16 protein-coding genes are annotated in these 13,885 nt (G+C 71.1%); 7 read left to right on the top strand and 9 right to left on the bottom strand.

The genetic code is table 11. The features are described 5' to 3' along the window. Positions 1-121: 121 nt before the first annotated feature. The 5 genes from dusB to Vse01_RS23290 form a co-directional block, all read right to left on the bottom strand. Positions 122-1,300 (bottom strand): tRNA dihydrouridine synthase DusB, encoded by a 1,179-nt coding sequence (gene dusB, locus Vse01_RS23310; RefSeq protein WP_093407448.1) that lies wholly within the window; start codon positions 1,298-1,300, stop codon positions 122-124. A 24-nt stretch (positions 1,301-1,324) separates the two neighbouring features. Continuing rightward, the gene (locus Vse01_RS23305) at positions 1,325-2,170 is read right to left on the bottom strand and encodes a hypothetical protein (protein WP_093407451.1); all 846 of its coding nucleotides are present in this window, start codon (positions 2,168-2,170) and stop codon (positions 1,325-1,327) included. 135 nt (positions 2,171-2,305) lie between these two features. Then, positions 2,306-3,685 (bottom strand): glycine--tRNA ligase, encoded by a 1,380-nt coding sequence (locus Vse01_RS23300; protein WP_093407453.1) that lies wholly within the window; start codon positions 3,683-3,685, stop codon positions 2,306-2,308. A 112-nt stretch (positions 3,686-3,797) separates the two neighbouring features. Continuing rightward, a complete protein-coding gene (locus Vse01_RS23295) occupies positions 3,798-4,295 on the bottom strand; it encodes an Rv0361 family membrane protein (RefSeq protein ID WP_093407654.1) in 498 nt (165 codons plus the stop codon). A gap of 154 nt (positions 4,296-4,449) precedes the next feature. Continuing rightward, entirely contained in the window at positions 4,450-4,791 is a 342-nt protein-coding gene (locus Vse01_RS23290) for an antibiotic biosynthesis monooxygenase family protein (protein WP_093407456.1), read from the bottom strand. Between the two features lie 29 nt (positions 4,792-4,820). Here Vse01_RS23290 and Vse01_RS23285 point away from each other — a divergent pair, with 29 nt between their 5' ends. The 7 genes from Vse01_RS23285 to Vse01_RS23255 all read left to right on the top strand — a co-directional run bounded on the left by Vse01_RS23285 (position 4,821) and on the right by Vse01_RS23255 (position 9,273). Further along, positions 4,821-5,078 carry a hypothetical protein gene (locus tag Vse01_RS23285; RefSeq protein ID WP_093407458.1) on the top strand — a complete coding sequence of 86 codons (258 nt, stop codon included), beginning with the start codon at positions 4,821-4,823 and terminating at the stop codon, positions 5,076-5,078. A gap of 54 nt (positions 5,079-5,132) precedes the next feature. Continuing rightward, the gene (locus Vse01_RS23280; RefSeq protein WP_093407461.1) at positions 5,133-6,137 is read left to right on the top strand and encodes a metal ABC transporter substrate-binding protein; all 1,005 of its coding nucleotides are present in this window, start codon (positions 5,133-5,135) and stop codon (positions 6,135-6,137) included. After that, positions 6,134-6,898 (top strand): metal ABC transporter ATP-binding protein, encoded by a 765-nt coding sequence (locus Vse01_RS23275; protein WP_093407464.1) that lies wholly within the window; start codon positions 6,134-6,136, stop codon positions 6,896-6,898. The genes Vse01_RS23280 and Vse01_RS23275 overlap by 4 nt, the downstream gene beginning before the upstream one ends. Continuing rightward, positions 6,895-7,764 (top strand): metal ABC transporter permease, encoded by an 870-nt coding sequence (locus tag Vse01_RS23270; RefSeq protein ID WP_093407656.1) that lies wholly within the window; start codon positions 6,895-6,897, stop codon positions 7,762-7,764. Before Vse01_RS23275 ends, Vse01_RS23270 begins: the two co-directional genes overlap by 4 nt. Positions 7,765-7,801: 37 nt before the next feature. Continuing rightward, the gene (locus Vse01_RS23265) at positions 7,802-8,101 is read left to right on the top strand and encodes an ArsR/SmtB family transcription factor (protein WP_093407467.1); all 300 of its coding nucleotides are present in this window, start codon (positions 7,802-7,804) and stop codon (positions 8,099-8,101) included. Between the two features lie 17 nt (positions 8,102-8,118). Next, on the top strand, positions 8,119-8,517 hold the full coding sequence (locus Vse01_RS23260; RefSeq protein WP_093407659.1) for a Fur family transcriptional regulator: 399 nt from the start codon (positions 8,119-8,121) through the stop codon (positions 8,515-8,517). 144 nt (positions 8,518-8,661) lie between these two features. Continuing rightward, positions 8,662-9,273, top strand: coding sequence for a hypothetical protein (locus Vse01_RS23255; RefSeq protein ID WP_093407661.1), 612 nt, complete (start codon positions 8,662-8,664; stop codon positions 9,271-9,273). 179 nt (positions 9,274-9,452) lie between these two features. Here Vse01_RS23255 and Vse01_RS23250 read toward each other — a convergent pair whose 3' ends face one another. From Vse01_RS23250 to Vse01_RS23235, 4 genes are all read right to left on the bottom strand, one after another. Further along, complete coding sequence (locus Vse01_RS23250; protein ID WP_373870705.1) at positions 9,453-11,462, bottom strand: acyl-CoA dehydrogenase family protein; 2,010 nt, start codon at positions 11,460-11,462, stop codon at positions 9,453-9,455. A 110-nt stretch (positions 11,463-11,572) separates the two neighbouring features. Next, complete coding sequence (locus Vse01_RS23245) at positions 11,573-12,073, bottom strand: DUF6328 family protein (protein ID WP_093407469.1); 501 nt, start codon at positions 12,071-12,073, stop codon at positions 11,573-11,575. Between the two features lie 109 nt (positions 12,074-12,182). Beyond that, positions 12,183-13,013, bottom strand: a complete 831-nt coding sequence (locus Vse01_RS23240) for an alpha/beta fold hydrolase (RefSeq protein WP_093407472.1) — start codon at positions 13,011-13,013, stop codon at positions 12,183-12,185. A 59-nt stretch (positions 13,014-13,072) separates the two neighbouring features. Continuing rightward, positions 13,073-13,840 (bottom strand): MerR family transcriptional regulator, encoded by a 768-nt coding sequence (locus Vse01_RS23235; protein WP_093407666.1) that lies wholly within the window; start codon positions 13,838-13,840, stop codon positions 13,073-13,075. Between the last annotated feature and the right edge of the window lie 45 nt (positions 13,841-13,885).

Here is a 13,885-nt window from a genome sequence, read left to right as displayed (position 1 = left end):
CTCTCCCCGAACCACCCCGGGATACGACAACATCGGGGATGTTGCTCCCTCGCCGTGGCGTGACACGGCAACATCCCCGATGTTGCTGGCTGGGCTCCCCGCCGGCAGGCGGGTGGAGGGATCAGCCGCCGGAGTCGTCCAGCTCGGCGCCCTCCGGAACGGTGTCGTCGTCGCGGCTGGCCAGCCAGCCGTCGGGCAGGAAGACCTTGCCCGGTGAGTTGGTACGACCGCGCGGCTGCCCCAGCGTCTCGACCGGGAACGGTACCGCCGGGTCGAGCTTGCCGAGCAGGTCGTCCAACTGGGCCAGGCTGTCGATCATCGCCAGCGAGCGGCGCAGCTCGCTGCCCACCGGGAAGCCCTTGAGATACCAGGCGACGTGCTTGCGGAAGTCGGTGCAGCCGTCCCGTTCACCCCGGGCCGGGGTGCGGGAACCGGCGGTGAACTGCTCGACCAGCAGCTCGGCATGCCGGCGCATGGTCACCGCGACCTCGCCGAGGGTGGGCAGCCGGCGCTGCGACGAGCCGTTGAACGCCGCTTCCAGGTCGGCGAAGAGCCACGGGCGGCCGAGGCAGCCGCGACCGATCACCACGCCGTCGACCCCGGTGTGCGCCACCATCCGCAGCGCGTCGTCGGCCTCCCAGATGTCGCCGTTACCGAGCACCGGCACGTCGAGGGCCTGCTTGAGAGTGGCGATGGCGTCCCAGTCCGCCGTGCCCGAGTACCGCTGCGCGGCCGTACGACCGTGCAGGGCGACCGCGGCGACGCCGGCCTCCTGGGCGGCGAGCCCCGCCTCGACGTACGTCAGGTGCTCGTCGTCGATGCCCTTGCGCATCTTGACCGTGACCGGCACCCCGGCGGGTGACGCGGCGTCCACGGCGGCCCGCACCAGGCGGGCGAAGAGCCGCCGCCGCCAGGGCAGGGCCGCGCCACCACCGCGCCGGGTCACCTTCGGCACCGGGCAGCCGAAGTTGAGGTCGATGTGATCGGCGAGGTCCCGTTCGACCACGATCCGCACGGCGGCAGCGGTGGTCTCCGGGTCGGTGCCGTAAAGCTGGAGGCTGCGTGGGCGCTCGTCGGCCCCGAACGCGATCATCCGCAGCGTCTTCGGGTTCCGCTCGACCAGGGCGACCGTCGTGATCATCTCGCAGACGTAGATGCCGCCGCCCTGCTCCCGACAGAGCTGCCGAAAGCCGACGTTTGTGATGCCGGCCATCGGGGCGAGCACCACCGGCGGCCACACCTGGTGCGGCCCGATGCGCAGCGACGGCCGGTCGGCGGCGGGAGGGAGGGCGGTTTCCACCGCTCAAGGGTACGGGGACCGTGGTCAGCGCCGCCGCCACGGCCACCGGCGACCCCCGCCACCGGACGCCTGCCGGACCAGCGCCTCCGCCGCCCGCAGCTTCTGCTGGATCTCCGTCCCGCCCGCACCCAGCAAGTCGGTCAGCTGGCTGCCCTGCTTCACCACCAACCCGGCACGCTCGACGTCACCGATGGCCACCAGCGCGTGCGCGTAGATCGAGTACGTGTTGGCCAGCTCCCAGATGGTGATCGGCTGATGCGGGTCGAGCGCCTTCAGCCGCAGCTCCGTTGCCCGGGAGCCGGCCAGCGCCGCTTCCCGGGCATCGGCCGCCGCGCCCTGCTGCTGGTGGCGGTGCAGCAGAGCGTTCGCGTGGTTGTGGTAGGCGGTGGCCATCGCCGCACGGGTGCTCGGCCCCGCGCCAGGCGGCGGACCGGCGGTGTGCAGACCGATCTCGACTGCCTTCTCCAGCAACTCCAGCCGGACCTCGGGGCTGCCGGCCACGAACGCCGACTCGCCGCAGTCCACCATCGCGGTGATCAACTCACCCAGCGCCTCGTCCCGGCGTGGCTGGGTCGGATCCGGATGCTCCGCCGCCACCGCCTGATGGATCTCCGCGAACAGCGTGACGGCCTCGTGGCCCGACTCCTTCGCCCGGTCGTGGCGACCCATGGCGGCCAACACCATGCTGTGCCGCCACAGGGCCCGAGCCAGCTGACGTTGATCGTGCCGGTCGACCTGGGCACCCCCGACGGCCTGCCGGTACGCCTCGATGACCCGCAGCCAGAGCACGTCTGCCTGCTCCCAGCCCGCCGGCCGGGTGGAGTACTCCCGCGCCCGCTCGAAGATCTCCTCGCGTGCTTCCGGCTCCACGTCGTTGGCCCTTCGTCTCCGTGCGGATATACGCCCGCCTGGAGACATCATTGGGCATGGATGCCAGTCGGCTCGACCGTCGCACCCGTCCCGGGCCGCCGGGTTCAGACCGGCGTGCCCGGGCGGGGGCGGGAATCAGCAGCCGGGAAGGTGGTCGATCAGGTAGCGCTCGACCTGGTCCAGGCCGATCCGTTCCTGGGTCATGGTGTCCCGGTTGCGCACGGTCACCGCGTTGTCGTCAAGCGTGTCGAAGTCGACGGTGACGCAGAACGGGGTGCCGATCTCGTCCTGTCGGCGGTAACGGCGACCGATGGCCTGCGAGTCATCGAACTCGACCACCCAGCGCTTGCGCAGGTCCGCGGCGAGCTGCTTCGCCTTCGGCGAGAGCGCCTCGTTACGCGACAACGGCAGCACCGCCACCTTGACCGGGGCCAGTCGGGGGTCGAAACGCATCACGGTGCGCTTGTCCACACCGCCCTTGGTGTTCGGCGCTTCGTCCTCGTCGTACGCCTCCAGCAGGAAGGCCAGCACCGCGCGGGTGAGGCCGGCGGCCGGCTCGATCACGTACGGGATCCACCGTTCCTGCTTGGTCTGGTCGAAGTACGACAGGTCGACGCCGGAGTGCTTGCTGTGCGTGGACAGGTCGAAGTCGGTGCGGTTGGCGATGCCCTCCAACTCGGCGAACTCGGTGCCGCCGAACTGGAACCGGTACTCGATGTCGACGGTGCGCTTCGAGTAGTGGGAGAGCTTCTCCTTGGGGTGCTCGTAGAAGCGCAGGTTGGTCTCGGACAGACCGAGGTCGAGGTACCAGTTCCAGCGCTCGGCGAGCCAGTACTCGTGCCACTGCTCGTCGGTGCCCGGCTCGACGAAGAACTCCATCTCCATCTGCTCGAACTCGCGGGTACGGAAGATGAAGTTGCCCGGGGTGATCTCGTTGCGGAACGACTTGCCGGTCTGCGCGATGCCGAACGGCGGCTTCTTGCGGGCGACCGTCTCCACGTTGCGGTAGTTGACGAAGATGCCCTGGGCGGTCTCCGGCCGCAGGTAGTGCAGACCCTCGTCGCTCTCCACCGGGCCGAGGTAGGTCTTCATCAGGCCGTTGAACATCCGCGGCTCGGTGAAGGTGCCCTTGTTGCCGCAGTTGGGGCAGTTCAGCTCGGCCAACGAGGTCGGCGGGCGGCCGTGCTTGGCCTCGTACGCCTCCTCAAGATGGTCGGCGCGGAACCGCTTGTGGCAGGACTGGCACTCGGTCAGCGGGTCGACGAACGCCTCCAGGTGCCCGGAGGCGGCCCACACGTCCCGGGCGAGGATCACCGCGGAGTCCAGACCCACCACGTCGTCGCGCTGCTGGACCATGGTCTTCCACCACTGCCGGCGGACGTTCTCCTTGAGTTCCACGCCGAGCGGACCGTAGTCCCACGCCGATCGGGTGCCCCCGTAGATCTCGCTGGAGGGGAAGACGAAGCCCCGGCGCTTGGCGAGGCTGACAACGGCGTCGATACGGTCGGCTGGCATTTTTCCTCCTACGCCGACTGGCGGTCGGCGGGGACGTCACGGTCGGCGGGGACGGTTCGGGACCACGGTACGACCGGCGCGGTCCCGAACCCAGCACATTACCTGCGACCGGTCAGTTGACTCCGCAGACCTCCATGCCACCGGTCTGCGGATCCTGTGCGAGCACGACCTGCTGGCGTTCCTGGCCGCCGCCGCGGTAGGTCACCTCCACCGGCACGGTGAGGGTGGTGGTGTCCACCTCGCCGACCCGGTAGGAGGAGATCTGCGGCTCGGCGGCGGAGCGGCGTTCGAACTCCTGCCGGGACTCGCGCCGCCGGGCGTCCTCGCAGAGCTGGTCGTACGCCTGGCCGTACTCGCCGTCCGCGAGGGCCCGGTAGTAGTCGCCGGAGACCGTGCGTCCCTGCTCCTCGATCGCCTGCACCCCGCTGACCAGCAGGCCGACGACCGCCGTGCCGCCACCACCGCAACAGAGCAGCAGGGCCAGCGCCCCCGCACCGAGACCGAGCCACAGCCGGGACCGACCGCCCTCGGTCGGTGGTGCCGCGAACGGCGGCGCCACCCCGGGCCCGGGCGGCGGCACCGGAGCGCCCCGCTCCGGACCGGACGGCACCTGACCCGGCGGCGGGCCGGGCGGCACCGGACCGGCGGCCGGCGTGCCGCTTTCGTCCGCCGCCTGGGGTCCCTGCTGGCCGGGCGGCGATGGGTCTGGTGGTGGGGCTGCCGGTCCGGGAGCGGTCATAGGAGCCAGCGTAGTGCCCGGCGACTCAGCGGTAAGGACCCGCAGCCCGGTCGCTGGCCACCGTGACCACGTCCCCGCCCGGCGCCGCGGTCGCCAACGGCTCGTACGCGGACGGCTCGTCGACACTCTCGGCGAGCAGCGGCACTGCCGTGATCTTCACGTCGAAACCGCCGAGGGCGCGGCGGTAGGTGCCGACCGACTCCCACTCGGTGACCAGGCACCAGTGCCGCGGGTCGTCCAACGCCCGGACCAGCTGTCCGCGCTGGTAGCCGGGCCGGGCGGCGAGCGCGGCGAGGGCCGCGTGGGCCCGGGCGGTGAACGCCTCCGCGACGTCTTCGTCGACCACGAACCGGTTGGTCACCAGCACCGGCTTCTCCTCCTCGTAGAGTCTGTGGAATGCAGCGTACGCAGCCTGGCATCGCCGGCCGACTGGCCCGGACCAACCCGACGACGGTGTTCCTGGTCACCCTCGTCCTCGCGTTGGTCGCGTTCTTCACTCCGGGCGTGATCGGCGGGCTGTTGACGCTGCTGCTGGCCGGCGCGCTGGCGGCCCTGCTGGTGACCACCTGGACGGTGCAGACGCCGCAGACCCGGGCGATCCGGCTGGTCGTGCTGACCCTGCTGGTCACAGCCGGTCTGGTGAAGCTGCTCTGACATGCAATCATGCGTTTTTGACAATCATTGTCGTTGTCGCGGAGAGTCGATGACATGACCTTCCGCTCCGCCCCGCGCGCCCTGGCCACCGCCACGGCCGCCCTGCTCGCCCTGACCGGCGTCACCGCCTGTTCGAATGACGACAGCCCGGCCGGCGCCGACCCGCAGCGGGTCGACGTGGTGGCCGGTTTCTACCCGTTGCAGTTCCTCGCCGAGCGGATCGGCGGCGACGCCGTGGCCGTGACCAACCTGGCCCGCCCCGGCGCCGAGCCGCACGACCTGGAGCTGAACCCGGGTCAGGTCGGCCAGATCAGCGAGGCGGAACTGGTCCTCTTCCTGCACGGCTTCCAGCCTGCCGTGGACGAGGCGGTCGAGCAGCAGGCCGGTGACCGCGCCTTCGACGTGGCGACCGTGGAGCCCCTGCTGGACGCCACCGCCGGTGGTCACGACCACGGCCACGAAGGCGAGGAGGACCAGCACGGCCACGAGGACGAGGAGCACGCCGAGGAGGAGCAGCACGCCGAGGAGGCGTCCGACGGCGCCAAGGACCCGCACGTCTGGCTCGACCCGATCCGGCTGGCCACCATCGGCGACAAGCTCGCCGAGCGGCTCGGCACGGCCGACCCGGACCGGGCCGACGAGTACACCCAGCGGGCCGCCACCCTGCGTACCGAGCTGGAACAGCTCGACACGGAGTTCGCCGAAGGGCTGAAGACCTGCCAGCGTCGGGAGATCGTGGTCAGCCACACCGCGTTCGGCTACCTGGCGCAGAAGTACCAGCTGGAGCAGATCGGCATCAGCGGACTCACCCCGGAGGACGAGCCGTCCCCGCAGCGACTGGCGGCGGTGGCCGAGGAGGCCCGGGAGCACCAGGCCACCACGATCTTCTTCGAGACGCTTGTCAGCCCGAAGGTGGCCGAGACCATCGCCCGTGAGGTCGGCGCCCAGACCGCGGTGCTGGATCCGATCGAGGGCCTGTCAGCCGAGGGCGACGGGGACTACCTTTCGGTGATGCGTACCAACCTGCAGACCCTGAGGACGGCGTTGAGCTGCTCGTGACACCTGACGTCATCACCGTCACGCACGGGGTGGTCGGCTACGACGGCCGCCCCGTGCTTCGTGACGTTTCGCTTACCGTGACCGCCGGTGAGGTGGTCGCGGTCCTCGGTGCCAACGGCTCCGGCAAGTCCACCCTGATCCGCGCCATTCTCGGGTTGGTCCCGCTGAGTTCCGGCACCGTGACCCTGTTCGGCCGACCGGTCCGCCGGTTCCGCCAGTGGCACCGCGTCGGGTACGTCCCCCAGCGCCTCGGCGCCGGCAGTGGCGTACCGGCCACCGTTGCCGAGGTGGTCGCCGCCGGGCGGCTGGCCCGCCGGGGAGTCCTGCGTCCGCCCGGGCGCGCCGACCGGGAGGCCGTCGCCGAGGCGCTGCGCGCCGTCGGCCTGACCGACCGGGCGAAGGACCCGGTCAGCACCCTCTCCGGGGGGCAGCAGCAGCGCACGCTCATCGCCCGGGCCCTCGCCGGGCAGCCCGAGCTGCTGATCCTCGACGAGCCGACGGCCGGCGTGGACGCGGCCAGCCAGGAGGCGTTCGCCGCTGCGTTACGCGACTTCACCGTCGGCGGCGGCACCGTCCTGCTCGTCGCCCACGAACTGGGTCCGCTGCGCCCGGTGATCGGCCGGGCGATCGTCGTACACCAGGGGTTCGTGGCGCACGACGGCGCCGTGCCGGAGCCGGCCGGGCACCACGCGGCGCCGGACCACGACCACGTGCATCCGCACGGCCCCGAGGAGCCCGCCGGGCTGTGGAGCGCGAGTTGAACCTCTTCCAGTACGAGTACATGCAGCTTGCGCTGGTCAGCGCTCTGATCATCGGGCTCACCGCGCCCGCGCTCGGCATCTACCTGGTGCAGCGGCGGCTGGCGCTGATCGGGGACGGCATCGGGCACGTCGCGCTGACCGGGGTCGGTGCCGGCCTGCTCTTCCAGACCTCCCCCGTGATCATGGCCGTGATCGCGGCCACCGTCGGCGCGGTCGTCATCGAGCTGATCCGGGAACGCGGCCGTACCTCCGGCGACCTGGCCCTCGCGCTGCTCTTCTACGGCGGCATCGCCGGCGGGGTGGTGCTGGTCGGGCTCTCCGACAGCACCAGCTCCAATCTCAACGCGTACCTGTTCGGCGCGTTGAGCACGGCCTCCCGGACGGATGTCGCCACCATCGCGGTGCTGGGCACGGCCGTGCTGATCGCGATGATCGGGCTGCGGCCGGCGCTGTTCGCCGTCTGTCACGACGAGGAGTACGCCCGGGTCTCCGGCCTGCCGGTGCGCGCGCTCAACCTGCTGCTCGCGGTCACCACGGCGATCACGGTGACGATCGCCATGCGGGCGGTCGGCGTACTGCTGATCAGCGCGCTGATGGTCGTCCCGGTGGCCACCGCGCAGCAGGTCACCCGGGGATTCCGCAGCACGATGGCGGCGGCGATGGCATTGGGTCTGTTCGCCGGCGGCGCGGGCATCTGGATGGCGGCGGTCGCCGACACCGCGCCCGGCGCCTCGGTGGTGGTCCTCGCGATCGCCTCGTTCGTGGTGGTCACCCTGCTGGCCGCCGGTTGGCGCCGGCTCCGGCGGGCCCGACCCCAACCCGCGCCGGCTCCGGAGCCGCACGAGGTGGTGCTCGGCGGATCCTGATCACGAGCTGCCCGCCGGTATTGGTTACCGTTGCAGGGTGACCAGCGGATCCGGCTATGACGCGTACGAGGGTGCCAGCGAGTTGCTGCGCGCCCTCTCGGCACCGATCCGGCTGGCCATCGTCAGCGAGCTGGCCGGTGGTGAGCGCTGCGTGCACGAGCTGGTGGACAAGCTCGGCGTGGCCCAGCCGCTGGTCTCCCAGCACCTGCGGGTGCTCCGTGGGGCGGGCGTGGTCCGGGGCTCCCGGCGGGGGCGGGAGATCGCGTACACCCTGGTCGACGAGCACGTCGCGCACATCGTGGCCGACGCGGTCAGCCACGCCGGGGAGGGATCATGAACGAGCGGAGTGGCGTCATGAGCGACAGTGGTACGGCCGTTCGCAACACCCGTCAGCGTTCGGCGGTGAGCGCGCTGCTCGCCGAGACGGAGGGGTTCCACAGCGCCCAGGAACTGCACGCGATGCTGCGCGATCGTGGCGAGCGGGTCGGGTTGACCACGGTCTACCGGACGTTGCAGGGGCTGGCTGACGCAGGCGAGATCGACGTGATGCGCCCACCGGGCGGCGAGCACCTGTACCGCCGGTGCAGCGAGGGGCATCACCACCATCTGGTCTGCCGGGCCTGCGGCCGTACGGTCGAGGTCGCCGGGCCGACGGTGGAGACCTGGGCCGACCGGGTCACCGCGCAGCACGGCTTCACCGACGTCAGTCACACCCTGGAGATCTTCGGCACCTGCCCGACCTGCGCCCGCTGACCGATCGGCCGCCGGTCTTCCTCGTCGCGTCACTGCGGGTGCCGCCCGGATCGGCGGGCTGACGATCAGAAGTGTGTGATCGGCGGGAGCTGACGGGCGACTGTCGGGGTGCCGGGTGACGGGGTCCGTGGCAGGCTGTCCGGCGTGAAGATCTACGCTGATCGTTTCCCGACCGCGCTGCGACAGCTGCTCACCGATCTGCTCGTCATCGCCTGGGTGTACGCGACGATCCGGGGCGCGCTGTGGCTGCACGACCTGGTGCAGAAACTGGCCGTACCCGGACAGAAGCTGGAAGGGGCGGGCGGCGGACTTGCCGACAACCTCGCCGAAGCCGGCGGCAAGGTCGGCCGGGTGCCGTTGGTCGGCGATGAGCTGACCGCACCCTTCGAGCGGGCGGCCGGTGCCGCTCGCTCGCTGGCCGAGGCCGGCCGCGACCAGCAGGAGTTGGTCGACCAGTTGGCGCTGGCACTGGCCGTCGGGCTGCTGATCGTGCCGCTCGGACTTGTGGTGTTCGGCTGGCTGCCGCTGCGGGTGCGCTGGATGCGCCGGGCCGGCTCGGCGGCGACACTGGCCGCCGCACCCGCCGGCCGGGACCTGCTGGCCCTGCGCGCCCTGGCCGGCCAGCCGCTGCGCAAGCTCACCCGGATCGCCCCCGACGTCGCCGAAGCGTGGCGCCGCGGCGACGACGCGACGGTCAACGCCCTGGCCGCCCTAGAACTCCGCCGCCTAGGCCTCCGCGACCCCCAAGCCCCCTGACACACCCACCCCACCCCACCACTCCCCTGTTACTCCCCTGTTACTCCCCTGTTGATCAAGAAGTTTGAGTCGTGAATCGCGCCGATTCAGACCAGAACTTCTTGATCAACACGGGCTGGCGCGGGACCGCGTGGGGTGGGGTCAGGGGTGGGGGTGGGGTCAGGTGGGTGGGGGTGGGGTCAGGTGGGTGGGGGGAGGTGGCGGCGGGCGGTGGAGGGGGCGGTGGAGGGGCCGGGGGTCCAGGGGGCCACCCAGGGCAGGTCGGTGGGCGGGGTGATGACGCCGTCCTCCAGGGCGGCGTAGCGGCCGGCGAGGATGCGCTTGGCAGCCGTCACGTCGATCGAGTCGGTGTTCTCCCACAGGGCGGTGAACAGGGCGTCTACCCGGACCCGGGCCTGCCGGCAGAACAGGTCGGCCAGTTCGACGTTCTCCGGCCTGGTGTCGCGCTCGGCGTGGGCGCGTACGCAGACCGCGCTCATCGCGAACAGTTCCGCGCCGATGTCCACCACCCGGCCGAGGAACGCCTGCTTGCGCTCCATCTTTCCCTGCCAGCGGGACATCGCGTAGAAGGTGGACCGGGCCAGCTTCCGACTGGCGCGTTCCACCTGACGCAGGTGCCCGGCGAGCGGACCGAACTCGCCGTACCCGGTGGGCTGCTGCCCCTTGCCGACCGCGAGGGTCGGCAGCCACCGCGCGTAGAACGCGCCCGCCCGGGCACCAGCCTTCGCCTTGCGGGCGAGCCCGGCGTCGGGGTCGATGATGTCGCCCGCCACCGACAGGTGCGCGTCCACCGCCTCCCGGGCGATGAGCAGATGCATGATCTCCGTGGAGCCTTCGAAGATCCGGTTGATCCGCAGGTCACGGAGCATCTGCTCGACCGCGGCCGGGCGTTCGCCCCGGGCGGTGAGCGACTCGGCCGTCTCGTACCCCCGGCCACCGCGGATCTGGACCAGTTCGTCGGCGACCCGCCACGCCATCTCGCTGGCGTACAGCTTCACCAGCGCCGCCTCGATCCGGATGTCGTTGCGGTCGTCGTCGGCGAGCAGGCAGCACAGGTCGAGCATGGTCTCCATGCCGTACGTGGTCGCGGCGATGAAGGAGAGCTTCTGGGCGACGGCCTCGTGCTCACCCACCGGCCGGCCCCACTGGACCCGCTCCGCCGACCACTCCCGGGCCACGTTCAACGCCCACTTGCCGGCGCCGACGCACATCGCCGGCAGCGACAACCGGCCGGTGGTCAGCGTACTCAGGGCGATCCGCAGCCCCTTGCCCTCGCCACCGATGACGTTCTCCTTCGGTACGAAGACGTCGTGGAAGCGGGTGAGGCTGTTCTCCAGTCCACGCAGGCCGAGGAAGGCGTTGCGCCGCTCGACCGTGATGCCCTCGGCGTCGCCGTCGACCACGAAGGCGGTGATGCCGCCGCGACGTCCCTCCGCCTTCGGCACCCGGGCCATCACCACGAGTTGGGTGGCCACGGTGCCGTTGGTGGCCCACAGCTTGACGCCGTTGATCCGGTAGCCGGTGCCGTCGGGTGTCGGCTCGGCGGTGGTCGCCAGGCGGGCCGGGTCGGAGCCCACGTCCGGCTCGGTGAGCAGGAACGCGGAGACCTCGCCGGCGGCCAGCCGGGGCAGGAAGCGACGTCGCTGCTCCTCGCTGCCGAACATCTTCAACGGCTGAGGTACGCCGATCGACTGGTGTGCCGACAGCAGCGCGCCGATCGCCGGGCTGACCGAGCCGGCGAGCATCAACGCCCGGCAGTAGTGCAGGTTGCTCAGGCCGAGCCCGCCGTACTCCCGGCCGATCTTCATCCCGAAGGCGCCCAGCCGGGCCAGCCCCTGGAACACCTCGTCGGGAATCCGCGCGTCGCGTTCGATCGCCGCGCCGTCCACCTCGGTGGCGACGTAGTCGCGGAGCCGGCCGAGGAACTCCTCGGCGCGGGCCTGTTCCTCCGGATCCGGTCGCGGCCACGGATCGATCAGGTCGAGCCGCAGCCGGCCCAGGAAGAGTTCCTTGCCGAAGCTGGGCCGGTCCCAGGTGGTCTGGCGGGCCGCCTCGGCGACCTGACGCGCCTCCTTCTCGGACACCTGGCCCGCCGCGTCCGGCGCGGGCACCTGGCCCGCCGCGTCTGACGCGAGGTCGGCGTTACGGCTGTCGGTGGCTGACGGACGGTGGTTCTCGGCGATGGCCACGGCAAACCCCCGGGGGCTCGATCCGGACAGTCGGACTGTTCCGCCTGTTCAGCAGGCTACCCGCGTTTGTTACCCAAAGGTAGCCACGGATATCCGCAGCAGCGGCCGACTCAGCCCTGGTTCAGGCCACTCGGGTCCTCGTCGTCGTCGATGTCGTCCTCACCCCAGTTGCGGCGGGCGAACGGCAGCATCATCCAGAGGGTCAGGAACCACAGACCGGTAACGGCACTGAGCAGGAACGCGATCGGTCGGGCGAGTACGAAATCGGTGATCAGCAGCACCGAACTCACCATCGCGACAAGCATGAAGCCGAGACCGCCGCTGGCCATCCGATGGGCGAAGCGCACCAGTTCCGGTTTGCGGCCCTGCCGGAACAGCGCCCGGTGGAACGCCACCGGCGAGATGATCATCGCGGTCGCGCCGGCTGCGGCCAACAGCGCGACGATGTAGACGTCCCGCTGAAACTGGGTGGTGTCGTCGAAGCCGGCGCTGAACGGCAGGGTCAGCAGGAAGGCGAAGAGGATCTGCACGCCGGTCTGCGCGACCCGCAATTCCTGTAGCAGGTCGGCGAAGTTGCGCTGCCACCGCTGCTTCTCGGTTTCCTTCGACACTGCGGACCTCCGGGGCTCCGCCGGCCCTCGCCGCCGGCGGTCACGCTGATGCCCCACCGGTCGCGACCCGAAACCCGTTCGGGATCTCCCGTGCCCGCTCTCCGCCCGCTCAAACCGCCGGGCGGACCCGGGCCAGGATCGCCTCGGCCAGCGGCGTCGGCGCCTCGTCCGGGATCCAGTGGGTGATCCCGGCCAGTTCGACGAATCGAAAATCCCCTGTCACGTGAGCGGCGCACGCCTGCGCGGCGACCCGCCCGATGGCGACGTCACCGTCACTCCAGACGAAGGTGGTGGGCACCGGCACCGGGCCGACCGCCGCCAGATCCGACTTCGACATCGCCCGGTACCAGTTCAACGCGGCGGTCAGGGCACCCGACTCACGCATCGGATCGGCGTACGCGGCCACCCGGGCAGCGTCGCCGACGCCACGCAGCAACCGCCGCAGCCCGGCCGCGCCGAGCGTGAGCAACGTCTTCTCCGCCACCCCGGGCTTCCGGAACAGCACCATGTACGCCGAGCGCGCCTTCTGCTGCGGGTCGTGTGTCAACGCGTACGCCATGGCCGCCGGATGCGGCACGGAGACCGCGGTCAGGGTCCGTACCCGGTCCGGGTGGGTGGCGGCCAGCGCCCACCCGACGACCGCACCCCAGTCGTGCCCGACCACGTGGGCGGCGGGCACCCCGAGGGCGTCCAGCACCGCAGCCGCGTCGGCGACCAGTTCACCCAGCCGGTACGCCTCGACCTGGGTGGGCCGGGCCTGTGGCGAGTAGCCCCGCTGGTTCAGCGCGTAGCTGCGCAGACCGGCGGCGTGCAGGGCCGGCAGTACGTCGTCCCACTCACCCGAGTGCTGCGGGAAACCGTGCAGCAGCAGCACCGGTTCGCCCTGCTCAGGACCACCGGTGGCGACGTCGAACCACAGACCTCGGGCATCGATGCGCATGCCGGCAGCCTACCGACGACCCGACGCCGGCTCCGAAAAGGTGACAATCAACAGGGCGGCTAAGCCAGCCGCTCCATCCGGTTCCAACCGGTCCAGCCACGCTCACGCAACAACTCCTGCAGTCGTTGCATCCGGGGATCGGCCTCGACGGCGAGCGCGTCCAGCAGGTCGTGCATCAGGTCCTGGTAGTCCCCATCGGAGGGTTCGAACGTGCCGGCGGCGTACGCCTGCTCAGCCAGGTTGGCAATGATGTCGGCGGCCTCCCCCAAGCGTGGGTCGTCGTCGTCGCCGCCGTCGAGGATCTCCGACAGCACCCGGTAGAGCCGGACGACCCGCGGGTCGTCGAGCTGCGCGAGTTTGCCGGGCATGAACTCGCGGATGTGATCGGGCCAGTGGGCGGCGACCAGGATCCAGCCGTCCCGCTCGCCCGCCATCACCCGCTCGGACACACCGATTTCCCGGAGCCGATCGAGGTAGGCGGTCACCTCCGGGGGGAGTGTCAGACCGTCCCCGGCTGCGAGCTGCGCGATCTGCCTACGGCTGGTCTGCAACCGTTCGATCTCTTCCCGCAGGTGACCGTCGATCCCGCGGATCGCTTCCGCGAAGGTCGCCGAATCGGCTTCGAGTAGCTGACTGATCCGGGACAGCGGTACACCGGCGTTGGCGAGAGTGCGGATCTTGATGAGGGACACGGCCGCCGTCGGGCCGTACCGCCGGTAACCCGAGGCGTCCCGCTCCGGCTCGGGCAGCAGCCCGATCTGGTGGTAGTGCCGCACCGTCCGCACCGTGACACCGGCGTACGCCGCCAGTTGACCGATCGTCAGCATGCCCCGATCCTGCCCCCACCACACCGGGCCCGGCCGAGTCGGGCT

This window comes from Micromonospora sediminimaris (genome assembly GCF_016863575.1).
Classification (GTDB): domain Bacteria; phylum Actinomycetota; class Actinomycetes; order Mycobacteriales; family Micromonosporaceae; genus Micromonospora; species Micromonospora sediminimaris.
Note: the sequence above shows the minus strand (reverse complement) of the source record. Positions and strands in the feature narration are given on the sequence as shown.

Coding starts and splice junctions, on each gene's coding strand:
- Vse01_RS23300 (WP_093407453.1), bottom strand. CDS start 3,685: ATGCCAGCCGACCGTATCGACGCCGTTGTCAGCCTCGCCAAGCGCCGG.
- Vse01_RS23285 (WP_093407458.1), top strand. CDS start 4,821: ATGCAGCGTACGCAGCCTGGCATCGCCGGCCGACTGGCCCGGACCAAC.
- Vse01_RS23280 (WP_093407461.1), top strand. CDS start 5,133: ATGACCTTCCGCTCCGCCCCGCGCGCCCTGGCCACCGCCACGGCCGCC.
- Vse01_RS23260 (WP_093407659.1), top strand. CDS start 8,119: ATGAGCGACAGTGGTACGGCCGTTCGCAACACCCGTCAGCGTTCGGCG.
- Vse01_RS23240 (WP_093407472.1), bottom strand. CDS start 13,013: ATGCGCATCGATGCCCGAGGTCTGTGGTTCGACGTCGCCACCGGTGGT.
- Vse01_RS23235 (WP_093407666.1), bottom strand. CDS start 13,840: ATGCTGACGATCGGTCAACTGGCGGCGTACGCCGGTGTCACGGTGCGG.